Here is a 14,073-nt window from a genome sequence, read left to right as displayed (position 1 = left end):
GAATTGTAATTAGAGAGGGTATCATTATGTCGCATCTACGAATTCCTAAAGACTGGACTGTTCAACGTTCAACGCCTTTCTTCACTAAAGAGAATGTACCACCAGCGCTACTGACTCATCACAATACTGCTGAGGGTGTATTTGGACAGCTGTGCGTCATGGAAGGGCAAGTGACTTACTACGGCTTTGCTGATGAACATGCTACAGAAGCAGAAGTGATGGTGGTGATTAATGCAGGCCAGTTTGCTACCAGCCCTCCGCAATATTGGCACCGTATTGAGATGAGTGATGATGCTCAGTTCAACATCAATTTTTGGTCGAATAAAGACAAGAGTGGACAAGCGATGTTCCACACGAAGAAATAACGCATACAGAAGTTAATACAGCGCTAATTTGTCGGGAAGAGGCGTTTACTATCAAGCTTATTCATTAAGCTAAGTAAAAGGGCAGAGATTCGTCTCTGCTCTTTATTTGTTTCTGAGGTAGGGGCTTTAAGCCATTCATGAGTTTATTTTGTGACTATTATCACTAAGCAATCGCTACTCACTAATGAAATAAGTGTTATGTTATAACATAATTTAGTGGCCGTTCGAGCTAGCTAAAACAGCGTATCTCTCAACATAGAGGCTGTTGGGAACGGTTAAAGAGTAAAAGTGATTTTAGGTTTGTTGCTTGTGCCGGGCTATTAATATCCGTTTAGAGAGATGGAGGGGTCCGATCGATTTTTCCGGAATATTTACTGGTCTAGCAACCTTATCCAAAGCGATATCAATATTGATATCGCTTTTTTCTGTCTTCAGGGAATCGTGTGTTAATAAGTGTTTCTTTGCATCTATAAACACTGCAGTAAACGCCGAGGTAGCGCGGTTTGATCCATCCAATGATTTGGAATCGACATTGGCGTGTCGTAGTAACTTGCCCCAAGAATGGCACCTAGCGGAATGGCTCGTCCACTTGAATCGCCGCCACAGTATATGTTCTCACGCATGGTAGTTTCGTAGCTTTCTGAGTTCATCAACAAATGACAAATTACCACAAACGAAGCGTCTAAACCGCAATGCATCCCAACGGACTCCGCAACGCTGGTGGCGCTTCTGCCGCTCATCGCTTCTGCACGTTGAATATCGTTAGCAATCTTTGGAGAAACCGTCTGAGCTGCCATTACACACGCTTTGGGCGCAGCGCCTTGCAATGCCATCTGAATCATCACTGCGACAGCTTGGGCATACATAACAGCGGTGTCGTTGTTATTGGTAACCCGCACGGCGGAATCGACCAGTTTAGCGAGTTTGTCATCATCGGAATGAAAAGCCACCAAAGGCGGAAGCTTAGATAATGCAGGGTTTTGTGTGTCGTCAGCCCCACACAAAGTTACGCGCAGTTCTTTGGCTTCCAACTCATGAATGTTGAGCAGTGTTTGCTTTGTCGGTTTGTCTGTATAGCCCTGCCATTTACCACCAAAATCAAACCATTCTCGAAAGGAGCGAATGTAACGCGCCTCGTCGTAGTGTCCGGTTTGGACCAGAGCGTCTAACATGGCAACAAGCTGCGCGCCATAGTGGGTGAGGTCACCGACTTGCTTGCTACCGTGGGCAAAATAACCTTTGTCATGATATTCAGTTCGGTTAGGTTGTTGAAATTCCGGATGCGGAGAACCAAACTGCCTGATGAGTTCTTGATCGTAAAGCCAATGAAATCCGAGAGATGCTGCATCACCGACGAGTGCGCCGATAATGGCATGAAGAGAGCGAGCGTTTCTATGAGTCATCTTGCCACCTTTATCAACAGGGCTACTCAATAAGTCTTACACAGTTTCTTGGTTTTGTAGGGAAATTTTTCTGTTTTGGATCAAGACTATAGTGCTTAATTAACCATTGTTTTACTAGGGTTAAAAAGACTAGGGTTAAAAGCAAAACGCCCCGCGAGTGGCGAGGCGTTGGTTTTAGTGGCGTACTATTAATAATAACGATTAACTGTAAGCGCGTGCGACACGACCTTCACAATCCAAAGTAACCTGTTTTGCGTAAGCCGGAATGAAAACTGATTGTCCTTTTTCAACTACGCATGTTTCGCCGTTTGCGTGAGTTAGCACAAGCTTGGTATCCAGAGGCATAAGGATCTCAGCGGTTTGAACTTCTAGAGTGCGCTGGTGAGCTTGCTTAACGACAGCGAATTTGAAATCGTCCACAGGAATTGGGTATTCCAACATATCGTCGATTTCGTTTGGTGCGAGCAATAAGCTGTCGAATGGCTTCTCGTTGAAGCGTGTACACGCAACGAGTTCTTTCACGTCCATGTATTTTGGTGTCAGACCCGCGCGCAGTACGTTGTCTGAGTTCGCCATGATCTCAAGACCTGTACCTTTCAAGTAAGCGTGTGGCGTTTCTGCATCTAAGAACATGGCATCGCCCGGTTGTAGGGTAATGACATTGAGCATCAGTGGTGCAAATAAACCAATATCGCCAGGGTATTGCTTCTCTAGTTCAAGAATGAGGTTGAACAGAGGTAAGTCGGTGATGCGAGCTTGAGCCAATAGCACCGTCAACGCCATCTCTTTCTGTTCGCCCTCTAGTGACAGTAGACCCGAGAAGAAGGTCGCCAAGCCAGTTGGCGTTTGGTTTGCGATAAGGTCACCCACCAAGCCTTGCAGCTCAGGAATCGCCAGCTCAGAGAAGAAGCTGATGATTTCACTTGTTGGGCGGAAGCCATTCATCGCTTGGTATTCGGTTAGCGCGTAAACCAACTCAGGTTTGTGGTTTGGATCTTTGTAGTTACGGTTTGCAGCGGTTAGGGGAATGCCTTGTTTTTCTTCCAGTGCAAAGCCTAATTCTGCTTGTTGTTTGTTTGGGTGAACCTGAATCGACAGTGCTTTCTCAGCGGCAAGCACTTTAAACAGGTATGGAAGTTCACCAAAACGGTTTGTGACTTCTTCACTCAGAAAGGCATTCATGTCTTGAGCAATCAGTGAAGAGAGTTTGGTCTCCTCACCGTTTACCATCACCAATGAGCAACCGTTTGGATGCGCGCCCATCCATACTTCTGCTTGTGGTTCGCCCGTTGGGTTTTCAATGCCAAACAGTTGGTTAACAGAAGTAGTACTGCCCCAAGCGTAGTTTTGAATCACGTTGTTCATCAGGAAAAACATCGGATGCTTAGCTTGAGTTTGAATCGTTTGTGTATCGGACATCGTTAAATCAGACATAGAGTGTCACCATGAGAGAAAATCATGGCTTGGGCGACATTGCCCAAGCCATAGGAGCTATTTGGGGGTAGGGGTGATTAAGCGGCTGCTTGCATCATTTTTGCTTTGCGAACTTTCTTCAGAGTTACACACGTTACTGCGGTAACGACTGCGCCAGCTGCCATACAAATCAGAGCAAGTACTGGGTGGTTCATCGCGCCAAGTAGAGCCACAACTGGACCGCCGTGAGCAACACTGTTGGTAATGCCGAATGAGAACGCCATTACTGCCGCTACCATTGAGCCAAGTACGTTTGCAGGAATCACTGACATTGGATCTTGCGCTGCGAACGGAATCGCACCCTCAGAGATACCAACCAGACCCATTGCACCAGCTGCTTTGCCCGCTTCGGTTTCTGATTCTTCGAACAGGTCGAACTTACGACCAAGCGCCGTTGCCAGTGCCATGCCTAGAGGTGCAACAGGGATTGCACACGCCATCGCACCCATAAATTGAGTTTGACCGCTCGCAATCATGCCCACAGAGAATAGGAACGCGACCTTGTTGAATGGACCACCCATATCGAAGCCAGCCATACCACCAAGTACGATGCCTAGTAGAACGACGTTACCTGTACTCATGCTTGTTAGTAGCGCAGTCAGACCGTCCATTAGGCTTGCGATTGGCGCGCCGATAACGAAGATGAAAAGACCAGCGATGAATAGCGAACCTGTGATTGGCGCAATCATGATTGGCACCAAAGGTTGAATGAATTTGTGGTAGTTAATCGACGTAATCCACTTCACGAAGTAACCCACAAGCAGACCAGCGATGATGGCACCGATAAAGCCTGTACCTGCGTCTGCACCGTAGAAAGAACCGTTGTTTGCAATCCAACCACCGATCAAGCCAGGAGCTAGAGCAGGACGGTCAGCAATCGCGTAAGCAATGTAACCGGCAAGGATTGGGATCATCAGCGTAAAGGCAACCACACCTACGTTGAGGATTTGGTTCCACATGCTGCCTTCAGGAATTGCCATGCCCGCTTCACTTGGCTGACCACCGACTGCAAGAGCAAGTGCAATCAACAGACCACCTGTGACAACGAATGGGATCATGTGTGATACGCCGTTCATCAAGTAGCGGTAAAGGTCCGAGCGAGCCTGAGAGGCTTTGTTTGCAACAGACGCTTGTGCATTGCTACTTGCTTCTGCTTGGTATTCTGGAGCGCTTAACGCTTCGTTAATCAGACCTTGAGCATCGCGGATAGGGGCTTTTACGTTAGTTTTAACCACGCGTTTGCCCGCAAAGCGGTTCATGTCGACTTGTTTGTCACACGCTACGATGATTGCGTCTGCACGTTCGATTTCTTCTGTGGTTGGGCTGTTTTTCACACCGATTGAACCGTTCGTTTCAACCTTGATTTCGTAACCCATCGCTGCTGCACCTTTCTCTAGCGCTTCTGCCGCTAGGTAAGTGTGCGCAACGCCCGCAGGACAACCAGTAACACCAATGATGAAGCCTTGGTTTGCTGGTGCGTCTGTCACTACTTGAGGCTCTTCTTTAGCAAGTAGAAGTGCCAGTGCGTCTTGGCTGTTTGCTGCACCTAAGAACGCATCAATGAAACCATCTTCAATCAGTTTTGAAGACAGCTCTGCAAGAACTTCGATATGGTGGTTATCGCCACCGTCTGGAGAAGCGATCATGAAGAACAGTTTTGAAGGCAAACCGTCTTCTGCGCCGTATTCGATACCTGATTTGCTTACGCCGATCACAACCGCTGGTTCAAGAACCGCGGCACTTTTCGCGTGTGGGATAGCAACGCCATCCTCAAATCCGGTGTTACCTAATTCTTCACGTGCTTTTATATCTGCAAGAAATTGCTCTTGGTCTGAAATACGACCTTGGGCGTGTAGAACTGCAACCAGTTCTTTAAATACGTCTTCTTTTGAAGTCGCTTGAAGATCAAGCTTAATCAAGTCTTCATTTATTAGTTTGGTGATCATTGTCGAACCCCTATAAATATAATTTTTATTTCTTGGGTATTTTGAAATTAACCAAGCAGAGACAGTAGTGAAGAAAAAATGCATTTACTGGACGATTGTAACCGCCCGACTAGAGTGTGATGTAGATCGTCTACTGGATAAACTTACTGCATATCTGTGACATTATGTGGAAGTCGATGAACCATAAGTGAAATGTGTTATTGCTCCCATATATAAGGGGTTAAGGGCTTTACTGATGATTTGCTAGACTGGAAAATTGATGCGTTAACTGGATTTTTGTAACCTTAAAATGGAAGTGTGATTTTGCTCAATAGCACAAAAATCCAGTAGGGTGTATATCTATAGGTATAGCATCATGGATGCGTGTTTAAGAGTACGTAAAATGATTTTTCATGATTTGATTTCATCAGTATTAAACGAGCGAGAACCATTTCACAATATATGGTTTGCTGGTGATTTTCATACACCACCTGAATTTAGCTATCAGGTTAACTTCCCTCGATTAGAATTAGTCTTGTCTGGTGAATATATTAATGAAATGGAAAGTCATGATCGCAAAGTGACGCATATTGTGGCGAAAACCGGTGATGCGATATTTATTCCACCTAACTGTTGGAATAAACCTGACTGGGATACAGATTGCTCGGTATTAAGTATTCTCTTTGGTCGCCGTCAATTGGGTTTGAGTCTTGTGTCCAAACGTAAAGGGGAAGCGAGCTTTTACGATATCCAAAAGCACAGTATTCAAACTCGTTCTGGATTTGCCATTGATAATATCTTGGAAGCACTGAGTTCATTGGCTCGTGAGTGCAATAAGAAACCAATGGACGAGTTGTTGCTGCAAGCCTTGTTGCAATACGCTAAGTCGATGTTAGATGCACCTATAGAGACGCAGGCGCACAGCCGAGTGCAAGATCTGTATCAGGGCATTTGTATCTACATCCAAGAGAACTTCCATCGTCCAATCACACGTGACAGTATTGCGTCGAGGTTCAGCATCTCTTCTAACCATTTGTCGCGTTTGTTCCGTCAGCAAGGTCACATGACGTTAGCCGATTACATTACGTGGGTACGGGTAGACCGTGCGAAGTTTATGCTCAAGAAATACAACTTTAAGTTGAATGAGGTATCGGTGCGCTGTGGATTCAAAGATGTGAACTACTTCTGCCGAGTATTTAAGAACCGAACGGGCAGAACGCCGACGGAATATCGCGGTTCAATCTAGAACAGAAATCAAAACAGTAAAGATTAAGCAAGCAGCCTCGACATGGCGTACATCAGAAGCGCCTGCAAGTCGACGCTGCTTTTTGTTAGCAGTAAACGTTCAGCCATTTGGTCGGTCAGCAGATTACGAGTTAAGTTGGTCGCTGCAATGATGTGTTCGCGTGTAGGTTTCGCTGGCATTACTAATGCTATAGCAAGATGCACTTCACCCATTTTGGACGCCCAATCCATTGGGATTTCGTTGGCGATAACCGCGATGGAAATGTGTTCTACACCTTCGAACATGACATGGGGCAGGGCAATGCCTGGTGTTACTGCGGTTGAAGATCGTTCTTCGCGTTTGATAAAGGCGAGAATGAGTTCGTCTGGGTGAATTGGATGAATAAGCTGAGCCAAGCCTTTCAAGCATTCGAACTTGGTGAGATCAGTGTGTGCTTTGGCGTAATGCCATTGGATTTCACACGGCGGACAAATTTGCGGAAGTCGCCCGGCAAGTTGGCTTGAGAACTCGTAATTGATGTGGGAACCCACAACAGTAAAGTTTTCGGCGATGATGTCTTTGATAACGAAACAGGCAAGCTCGGCGTCAATACCGATGGCAGTGATTTGGCACAGGTCGCCTTGTTGCAATCCGACCTGTAAAACCGCGACTGACTTGGTAAGTTCAGCGATGCGGTTTTGGGTTATGTTGATGATGTGTAAGGTGCTTTTGAACTTTTTGGCGACGCGATTGAGGGGCTGTGCGATATGAGCACTAGCATTAATATCATCGACAAAAAAGGTAATCTGGTATTCGTTCATCTGCAAAGAGTATCATCGACAGTGTACAAGGAACACCTTATCAACATTAAGTAGCACGTCTTCAATTGGGATTTGGATTTTGTTAGTGCCTTCAAAGCGAGCTGGTTGTTCAATCTCGATATCGGACACAATTAAGACTCGATCTGCTAGTGTAATGTCATGGGGAGTGAGCTGATTCTCAATACCCATCGCACCTTGCGTCTCGACCTTAATTTGTAAGTTATGCTTAGGCGCAGCTTTCATAAGAGCATCTGCTGCCATATAGGTATGAGCGATGCCTGTAGGGCACGCTGTCACCGCTACGATTTTCATGTTCTATCCACTTTATATTTTTGTGGATATTAGCATAGTGGTCGTCGAAAAGATGGATTTAAAGCAGATAATCACAAGAGCTCTATCACAGTTTAAATCTCATGTTACATTAATCCAGTTAATGCACTTTTTGTCCTGTATTGAAAAGGACGAGTGTTGGTTACTCTGTACGCAGTCATAGATGGACAAACTTAACTCATGACTCACGAGCGTGAACATTGCAAGGTACAAACAATGGACATATTAAACCTTATTGAGCCGGAAACCATTTGCTTGGATTTGCAGGCTCAAACCAAAGATGAAGCGCTCAAAGAGCTCGTCGAATTGTTGGACGCGGCGGGCAAGCTCACTAGCAAAAGTCAGTTCTTGGCGGACATTTGGAAACGAGAAGAGATTGGCAATACCGGCTTTGACGAGGGTATTGCCATTCCTCACGCCAAAAGTAATGCGGTCGCTAAACCCGCAGTCGCAGTGGGCATCAGCCGAAAAGGTATTGATTACGGCGCTGATGATGGCGAACTGTCTGACGTATTTTTCATGCTGGCTTCTCCGGATGGGGATGATCACCACCACATTGAAGTCTTGGCACAAATCTCCACAAAAATCATTGAAGATGGTTTCGTTAATAAGTTAAAAGCAGCGGAGTCAGTGGATGAAGCTCGCGAGCTACTCACTGATATTCAATCGAATGCGAATGACTCAGGGTTAGACCCTTTGGAGTTTGCGCCTGAGCCTCTTAGTCCTTGGGCGCAAAAGCTGAGTAGAATGAAAGAGCACTTGCTGTTCGGTACGTCTCACATGATCCCGTTTATTGTCGCAGGTGGCGTGTTGCTGTCTCTTTCTGTGATGATTTCAGGCCATGGCGGCGTTCCAAAAGAAGGTATTTTGGCAGATATTGCTGAGATGGGTATCGCAGGCTTGACGCTGTTTACCGCGGTGTTAGGCGGTTACATTGCCTATTCGATAGCGGATAAGCCAGGGCTTGCTCCGGGCATGATTGGCTCATGGATTGCGGTTAGTCACTACAACACCGGCTTCTTGGGCGCAATTGTGGTCGGATTTTTCGCCGGCTTTGTGGTTTGGTTACTGAAGAAGATCCAACTGCCGGACAGCATGAGCTCGCTTGGTTCGATCTTCATCTACCCGCTGGTTGGCACGTTTGTCACCTGTGGCGCGGTGATGTGGGTGATTGGTGCACCTATCGCCAGTGCAATGACGACTATGAATGATGTGCTCACGGGTATGGCTGGCTCAGGTAAAGTGATGTTGGGCACCGTACTGGGCGCAATGACCGCGTTTGATATGGGCGGTCCTATCAACAAAGTGGCGACTTTGTTTGCTCAGACACAGGTAAATACTCAACCGTGGCTAATGGGTGGTGTCGGTATTGCGATCTGTACTCCGCCGCTGGGCATGGCGTTAGCGACTTTCCTATCGCCAAGTAAATTTAAACGTGATGAACGTGAGGCGGGTAAAGCAGCGGGCATCATGGGCATGATTGGCATCAGTGAAGGGGCGATTCCGTTTGCTGCCGGAGACCCAGCTCGCGTACTACCTGCTATTGTTGCTGGTGGTATTGTCGGTAACGTGATTGGATTTATGTTCCATGTGATTAACCATGCTCCGTGGGGCGGCTGGATTGTACTGCCAGTCGTTGACGGCAAGATCGGCTACATTGTCGGCACAATCGCAGGCTCGTTTACCACAGCATTGATTGTTATTGCGCTTAAGAAGACTGTCACAGAAGACGATAGTCCGGTTGGTCAATCTCAAGCTTACACCTCTGTGCAAGGCGAGGGTGAGGCAGACATCCTCGCTGTCACATCTTGTCCATCTGGTGTGGCGCACACCTTCTTAGCGGCGAAGTCACTAGAGAAAGCTGCCTGTGCGTTAGGCATTAAGATCAAGGTCGAAACGCAAGGTGCGAACGGCATCATTAACCGCATCACTGACAAAGATATTGCCAAGGCGAGGTTTGTCATCTTCGCTCACGATGTGGCCATCAAAGAGCCAGAGCGGTTCAGAAAAATGAAGGTGCTGGATGTCAGCACTAAAGATGCGATGCTCAACGCCGCAGCACTGTTACAGGCGAAAAGAATCCCTTAAGTATATAGCCCCCGGCTATCTGCTAGTTAGCTCCATCCCTTTGATGGAGCTTTTTTTATCGCTGAGAAAAGTGCTGAACTAAGAAATCAATGAAAGTGCGAATGCGCTGAGGTTGGTACTCACTATCTTTGTAAACCAAGTACATTGGTAGCTTAACTGATTGATATTGCGTTAATACTTGAATTAACTCACCGTTATTAAGCTCTTGTTCTACCATCCATTTTGGCATTGCAGCGATGCCTTGCCCAAGCTTTGCCATTTGCACCAACATTTCAGGACTATCACTTCGAACCTGCTCTTTCACTTTGACTTTAATGGCTTCATCACCATCGCTGAAACGCCACAAGTTAGACGGATTGGAGAGTGAGTAGGTTAAGCAGCAGTGCGTACTCAAATCGTTAGCACTAAGAATAGGGTCGCGCTTGTCGAGGTAGCTTGGAGAGGCGAAGTAAACCAATTCGTTATCCATCAACCAACGAGCTTTTAACCCCGAGTCTTTTAGGTAGGCGGCACGAATCGCGATATCAACATTGCCTTCAACTAAATCGACAAACTTGTCCGAAACCGACACATCAACGCTAAGCTCTGGATGTTGGTTGAGAAACTCATTCAGTGGCGCAGATAACAAACGAACGCTAAACGCACTTGGCACTGAAAGCTTTAGCTCGCCAGAGACCGACGCTTGCTCTTGTCTAAGCTGCGACTCGAAGGTATCCATTTGCTCTATGAGGTTTTGTGCCTGCTCGAGATATTGTTTTCCACCAGAAGTTAAGCTGATAGCGCGAGCATGACGGTGAAATAAGGTGATACCAATTTCACTCTCAAGCCAAGCGATCTTCTTGCTCACTGCACTCTGAGTGGTATTGAGTTCGTTAGCCGCGGCAGTAAATGAACCTAACTGAGCGACACGAGAAAAGACTTTCAAACAATCAAATTTATCCATGACGCATTCCTGTTTGGAATGATAAGTAGCTAAATACTACTCTCCTTAAGTTTTAAGTGGAATGCTTTAATACTTCCATCATTTGTTCGGGAGTTAAAATCATGGTGTTTATTCAAGGGGTATTAATCGCGTTTTTCTTGTTTGCTAGTTCGATCAAAGTCATTGGTTGGGTGAAGCCGATTTTTGAGCCACAGCTCGCTTTCTTCCATAAATACGGGTTGAATCGTGCGGCTATGTTTTTGGTTGGAATGATTGAGGCTACGGGTGCAATTTTGATGTTAATTGGCTTGTTATCGGCGAACAACTTATTAAGTGCGATAGGTGCAAGTTTTATTGTTGTCACCTCGGTTGGTGCGATGTTTTTCCATTTTCGTTTTGATACTTGGAAAGATGCGATTCCGTCAATTTTGACGCTTTTATTATCACTTTTGGTGGCTTCGCCTTTGATTGAGTTTGTTGCGCTTATTTAAGACGAAATTATTGCAAGTAATGTTCTGAAATCTTTAGTAACATGTTTCAAATATTAACTGTTTCAGATAGTAATAGTTTCAAAACGTAACGTATTTCGAATTCAAGGAGGCTTGCAATGGAAAAACTAAGAGTAGCATTTATTGGTCTGGGTGTGATGGGATACCCAATGGCTGGTTACCTAAGTAAAGCGGGCTTTGAAACCAAAGTATACAACCGCACAAAAGTGAAAGCCGACAAATGGGCTGAAGAATACCAAGGCGTAGCTTGTGAAACTCCACGTGAAGCGGCAGAAGGCTGTGACATCGTTTTTACCTGTGTGGGTAATGATGATGACGTTCGTAGCGTTGTTTACGGTGAAGAAGGCATTCTGGTCGGCTTGAAAGCGGATGCTGTGTTAGTGGACCACACAACGACTTCTGCAGACCTAGCGGTTGAACTGGCTGAAGCGTGTGTTAAATACGGCAATCACTTCATTGATGCGCCAGTTTCTGGTGGTCAAGCGGGCGCAGAAAATGGTGTTCTAACCATCATGTGTGGTGGTGAACAAAGCATTTTTGCTCGTGTCTATCCAGCGATGAATGTGTACGCGAAGCAGATGACGCTACTGGGTGAAAACGGTCAGGGTCAACGTTGTAAAATGGTAAACCAAATCTGTATTGGTGGCGTTTTACAAGGTCTGAGTGAAGCTTTGTTGCTGGCACAAAAATCAGGTTTGGACATCGCTCAAGTTGTAGAAACGCTGAAGCATGGCGCTGCAGGCTCATGGCAGATGGAAAACCGTGCAAATACGATGGCGGAAGATAAGTTCGATTTTGGCTTCGCTATTGATTGGATGCGCAAAGACTTGGGTTTCTGTTTGCAAGAAGCAGAGCGAGTGGGCCTAGAACTTCCACTGACGAAGAAAGTGGATGAACAATACGCAGACCTTCAACGTGATGGTTTAGGTCGCATGGATACATCAGTACTGATCAAAGCAGTAGCTAAAAATCAGTAGTTGATGAATCAGTAATAGATAAACAGTTCTTTGGTATCAAAGAGCTTAAAGAAATCTAAGTTAATCATAATGAATCTCCTTGAGCATGGTCTGTGACTAGTGATTAAGGATTAGTGATTTGAAATCAGGAGGTGCTGTTGGGCACCTCCTTTTTTATGTCTTTTAATCACACAGTGTGATGATTACAGCGTTCACTTACTTGTTTAAGCCTAGCGCAACCTCAAGACCTTTGCCGTACGCTTCGTCCGCTTGGTATGCGTGTTGAACGTGGCGCTGTTGGATGAACTCTGGCACACCGTCCATTGCGCGAGCTGTGTTATCGAACAGAGTTTGACGTTGCTCTTCGCTCATCAGACGGAATAGGTCACCCGCTTGGCTGAAGTAGTCTTCGTCTACACGGTGATCGTAGTGATCAGCGTTGCCGTTGATGCGTAGAGGTGGCTCAGAGTAATCTGGTTGCTCTGCCCATTCTTGTTTGTAGTTTGGCTCGTAGCCTAGTGTTGAACCAAAGTTGCCATCAACGCGCATTGCGCCATCGCGGTGGTAGCTGTGAACAGGGCAACGAGGTGCGTTCACAGGAATTTGATGGTGGTTCACACCTAGGCGGTAACGCTGAGCATCGCCGTAAGCGAACAGACGACCTTGTAGCATTTTATCTGGAGAGAAGCCGATACCAGGGACGACTGCTGTTGGGTTGAACGCTGATTGCTCAACTTCTGCGTAGAAGTTTTCTGGGTTACGGTTCAGTTCGAACTCACCAACTGGGATCAGTGGGTAATCTTTCTGAGACCATACTTTTGTTAGGTCGAATGGGTTGAAGTTGACTTCATCCGCTTCTAGTTCAGGCATGATCTGAACGTACATTTTCCATTTAGGGAAGTCTTGACGCTCAATTGCCTCGTAAAGGTCACGGTGGTGGCTTTCGCGGTCTTTACCGACGATCGCTTCAGCTTCTTGGTCAGTTAGGTTTTTGATGCCTTGCTGAGTTTTGAAGTGGAATTTCACCCAGTAACGCTCGTTTTCTGCGTTGATGAAGCTGAATGTGTGGCTACCAAAACCATGCATATGACGGTAAGACGCTGGGATACCACGGTCACTCATTACGATAGTCACTTGGTGGAATGCTTCTGGTAGTGATGTCCAGAAGTCCCAGTTGTTGGTAGAGCTACGCATGTTAGTGCGAGGGTCGCGTTTTACTGCGTGGTTTAGGTCTGGGAATTTTAGAGGGTCACGTAGGAAGAATACTGGTGTGTTGTTACCAACCAAGTCCCAGTTACCTTCTTCAGTGTAGAATTTTAGTGCGAAACCACGGATATCGCGCTCTGCATCTGCTGCACCGCGCTCACCTGCTACGGTAGTGAAGCGAGCGAATAGTTCTGTTTTTTTACCGATGTCAGAGAAGATTTTCGCGCGAGTGTATTTTGTAATGTCGTGCGTTACAGTGAATGTACCGTAAGCACCAGAGCCTTTTGCGTGCATACGACGCTCTGGGATCACTTCGCGGTCAAAGTGCGCTAATTTTTCAAGGAACCAAACGTCTTGTAATAGTTGAGGGCCACGAGGACCAGCAGTCATAACGTTTTGGTTATGGGCGACAGGGCAACCTGCTGCTGTAGTCAGTTTTTTGCTCATTATTCTTTCCTTCCAGAGGGGAGTATTGTTCCAACGCTTAGCGAATAAGCTCAATTTCTGTAGGGATAGTAATAGTGAGTAGTACTTTTATAAAACTGGTTGTACTTATCAGTTTGATAGGCTTTTTCTATGCACTAAATGATATTTTAAAACAACGGGTTGGCTGTAAACAGAGGCAAGTGCTAATGAGCCATATCAATAATGAACGATGGTTATTAGGGTCTGTTGACCTTTTGAGCTGATTTTTGCAGCAGTTTGTGGATTCTTTATACAAGGCAGAGGCTTTGAAATGTAGTTGCCCTACCTGATAAGCCGATAACGCAGTAGAAAGGAGCCACAAACGCTGCCCAAAGGGTTCGGCTAAAAGCGTTTTACTCTTTGTTGAGAGGATTTTGCTTAGAAT

General features: G+C 46.0%; 12 protein-coding genes. 5 read left to right on the top strand and 7 right to left on the bottom strand.

Annotation, left to right across the window (positions count from 1 at the left end; all coding sequences use genetic code 11):
* Positions 1 to 26: 26 nt before the first annotated feature.
* Positions 27 to 365, top strand: a complete 339-nt coding sequence (locus tag ACTS60_RS18180) for a DUF1971 domain-containing protein (RefSeq protein WP_010452766.1) — start codon at positions 27 to 29, stop codon at positions 363 to 365.
* A 467-nt stretch (positions 366 to 832) separates the two neighbouring features.
* On the opposite strand, the gene ACTS60_RS18175 is transcribed toward ACTS60_RS18180, so the two are convergent.
* From ACTS60_RS18175 to ACTS60_RS18165, 3 genes are all read right to left on the bottom strand, one after another.
* On the bottom strand, positions 833 to 1,768 hold the full coding sequence (locus tag ACTS60_RS18175; protein WP_440889382.1) for an ADP-ribosylglycohydrolase family protein: 936 nt from the start codon (positions 1,766 to 1,768) through the stop codon (positions 833 to 835).
* Between the two features lie 201 nt (positions 1,769 to 1,969).
* Positions 1,970 to 3,202 (bottom strand): mannose-6-phosphate isomerase, class I, encoded by a 1,233-nt coding sequence (manA, locus tag ACTS60_RS18170; protein ID WP_440889381.1) that lies wholly within the window; start codon positions 3,200 to 3,202, stop codon positions 1,970 to 1,972.
* A 77-nt stretch (positions 3,203 to 3,279) separates the two neighbouring features.
* Positions 3,280 to 5,187, bottom strand: a complete 1,908-nt coding sequence (locus tag ACTS60_RS18165; RefSeq protein WP_038893473.1) for a PTS fructose transporter subunit IIABC — start codon at positions 5,185 to 5,187, stop codon at positions 3,280 to 3,282.
* Positions 5,188 to 5,569: 382 nt separating this feature from the next.
* On the opposite strand from ACTS60_RS18165, the gene ACTS60_RS18160 reads away from it, so the two are divergent.
* The gene (locus ACTS60_RS18160; RefSeq protein WP_005451367.1) at positions 5,570 to 6,412 is read left to right on the top strand and encodes a helix-turn-helix transcriptional regulator; all 843 of its coding nucleotides are present in this window, start codon (positions 5,570 to 5,572) and stop codon (positions 6,410 to 6,412) included.
* Positions 6,413 to 6,435: 23 nt separating this feature from the next.
* Here the strand turns inward: ACTS60_RS18160 and ACTS60_RS18155 are convergent, their stop codons facing one another.
* Positions 6,436 to 7,212, bottom strand: a complete 777-nt coding sequence (locus ACTS60_RS18155; protein ID WP_440889380.1) for a PTS sugar transporter subunit IIA — start codon at positions 7,210 to 7,212, stop codon at positions 6,436 to 6,438.
* 12 nt (positions 7,213 to 7,224) lie between these two features.
* Positions 7,225 to 7,524 (bottom strand): PTS fructose transporter subunit IIB, encoded by a 300-nt coding sequence (locus tag ACTS60_RS18150; RefSeq protein ID WP_440889379.1) that lies wholly within the window; start codon positions 7,522 to 7,524, stop codon positions 7,225 to 7,227.
* A gap of 234 nt (positions 7,525 to 7,758) precedes the next feature.
* Here ACTS60_RS18150 and ACTS60_RS18145 point away from each other — a divergent pair, with 234 nt between their 5' ends.
* Positions 7,759 to 9,630, top strand: a complete 1,872-nt coding sequence (locus ACTS60_RS18145; protein ID WP_440889378.1) for a fructose-specific PTS transporter subunit EIIC — start codon at positions 7,759 to 7,761, stop codon at positions 9,628 to 9,630.
* A 55-nt stretch (positions 9,631 to 9,685) separates the two neighbouring features.
* Here the strand turns inward: ACTS60_RS18145 and ACTS60_RS18140 are convergent, their stop codons facing one another.
* Complete coding sequence (locus ACTS60_RS18140) at positions 9,686 to 10,573, bottom strand: LysR family transcriptional regulator (protein ID WP_440889377.1); 888 nt, start codon at positions 10,571 to 10,573, stop codon at positions 9,686 to 9,688.
* Between the two features lie 101 nt (positions 10,574 to 10,674).
* On the opposite strand from ACTS60_RS18140, the gene ACTS60_RS18135 reads away from it, so the two are divergent.
* On the top strand, positions 10,675 to 11,043 hold the full coding sequence (locus ACTS60_RS18135) for a DoxX family protein (RefSeq protein ID WP_440889376.1): 369 nt from the start codon (positions 10,675 to 10,677) through the stop codon (positions 11,041 to 11,043).
* 116 nt (positions 11,044 to 11,159) lie between these two features.
* Complete coding sequence (locus ACTS60_RS18130) at positions 11,160 to 12,038, top strand: NAD(P)-dependent oxidoreductase (RefSeq protein ID WP_440889375.1); 879 nt, start codon at positions 11,160 to 11,162, stop codon at positions 12,036 to 12,038.
* 195 nt (positions 12,039 to 12,233) lie between these two features.
* On the opposite strand, the gene ACTS60_RS18125 is transcribed toward ACTS60_RS18130, so the two are convergent.
* Complete coding sequence (locus ACTS60_RS18125; RefSeq protein ID WP_440889374.1) at positions 12,234 to 13,670, bottom strand: catalase; 1,437 nt, start codon at positions 13,668 to 13,670, stop codon at positions 12,234 to 12,236.
* Between the last annotated feature and the right edge of the window lie 403 nt (positions 13,671 to 14,073).

Source organism: Vibrio sp. WZ-1, assembly GCF_052037695.1.
In the GTDB taxonomy this organism is placed as follows: domain Bacteria; phylum Pseudomonadota; class Gammaproteobacteria; order Enterobacterales; family Vibrionaceae; genus Vibrio.
This window is presented reverse-complemented; position numbering and strand designations above follow the sequence as displayed.

Excerpts from the sequence above, each read along its gene's own strand:
- ACTS60_RS18135 (WP_440889376.1), top strand. The coding sequence starts at position 10,675 with ATGGTGTTTATTCAAGGGGTATTAATCGCGTTTTTCTTGTTTGCTAGT.
- ACTS60_RS18145 (WP_440889378.1), top strand. The coding sequence starts at position 7,759 with ATGGACATATTAAACCTTATTGAGCCGGAAACCATTTGCTTGGATTTG.
- ACTS60_RS18130 (WP_440889375.1), top strand. The coding sequence starts at position 11,160 with ATGGAAAAACTAAGAGTAGCATTTATTGGTCTGGGTGTGATGGGATAC.
- ACTS60_RS18165 (WP_038893473.1), bottom strand. The coding sequence starts at position 5,187 with ATGATCACCAAACTAATAAATGAAGACTTGATTAAGCTTGATCTTCAA.
- ACTS60_RS18180 (WP_010452766.1), top strand. The coding sequence starts at position 27 with ATGTCGCATCTACGAATTCCTAAAGACTGGACTGTTCAACGTTCAACG.
- ACTS60_RS18150 (WP_440889379.1), bottom strand. The coding sequence starts at position 7,524 with ATGAAAATCGTAGCGGTGACAGCGTGCCCTACAGGCATCGCTCATACC.
- ACTS60_RS18125 (WP_440889374.1), bottom strand. The coding sequence starts at position 13,670 with ATGAGCAAAAAACTGACTACAGCAGCAGGTTGCCCTGTCGCCCATAAC.
- ACTS60_RS18140 (WP_440889377.1), bottom strand. The coding sequence starts at position 10,573 with ATGGATAAATTTGATTGTTTGAAAGTCTTTTCTCGTGTCGCTCAGTTA.
- ACTS60_RS18160 (WP_005451367.1), top strand. The coding sequence starts at position 5,570 with ATGATTTTTCATGATTTGATTTCATCAGTATTAAACGAGCGAGAACCA.
- ACTS60_RS18175 (WP_440889382.1), bottom strand. The coding sequence starts at position 1,768 with ATGACTCATAGAAACGCTCGCTCTCTTCATGCCATTATCGGCGCACTC.
- manA (WP_440889381.1), bottom strand. The coding sequence starts at position 3,202 with ATGTCTGATTTAACGATGTCCGATACACAAACGATTCAAACTCAAGCT.
- ACTS60_RS18155 (WP_440889380.1), bottom strand. The coding sequence starts at position 7,212 with ATGAACGAATACCAGATTACCTTTTTTGTCGATGATATTAATGCTAGT.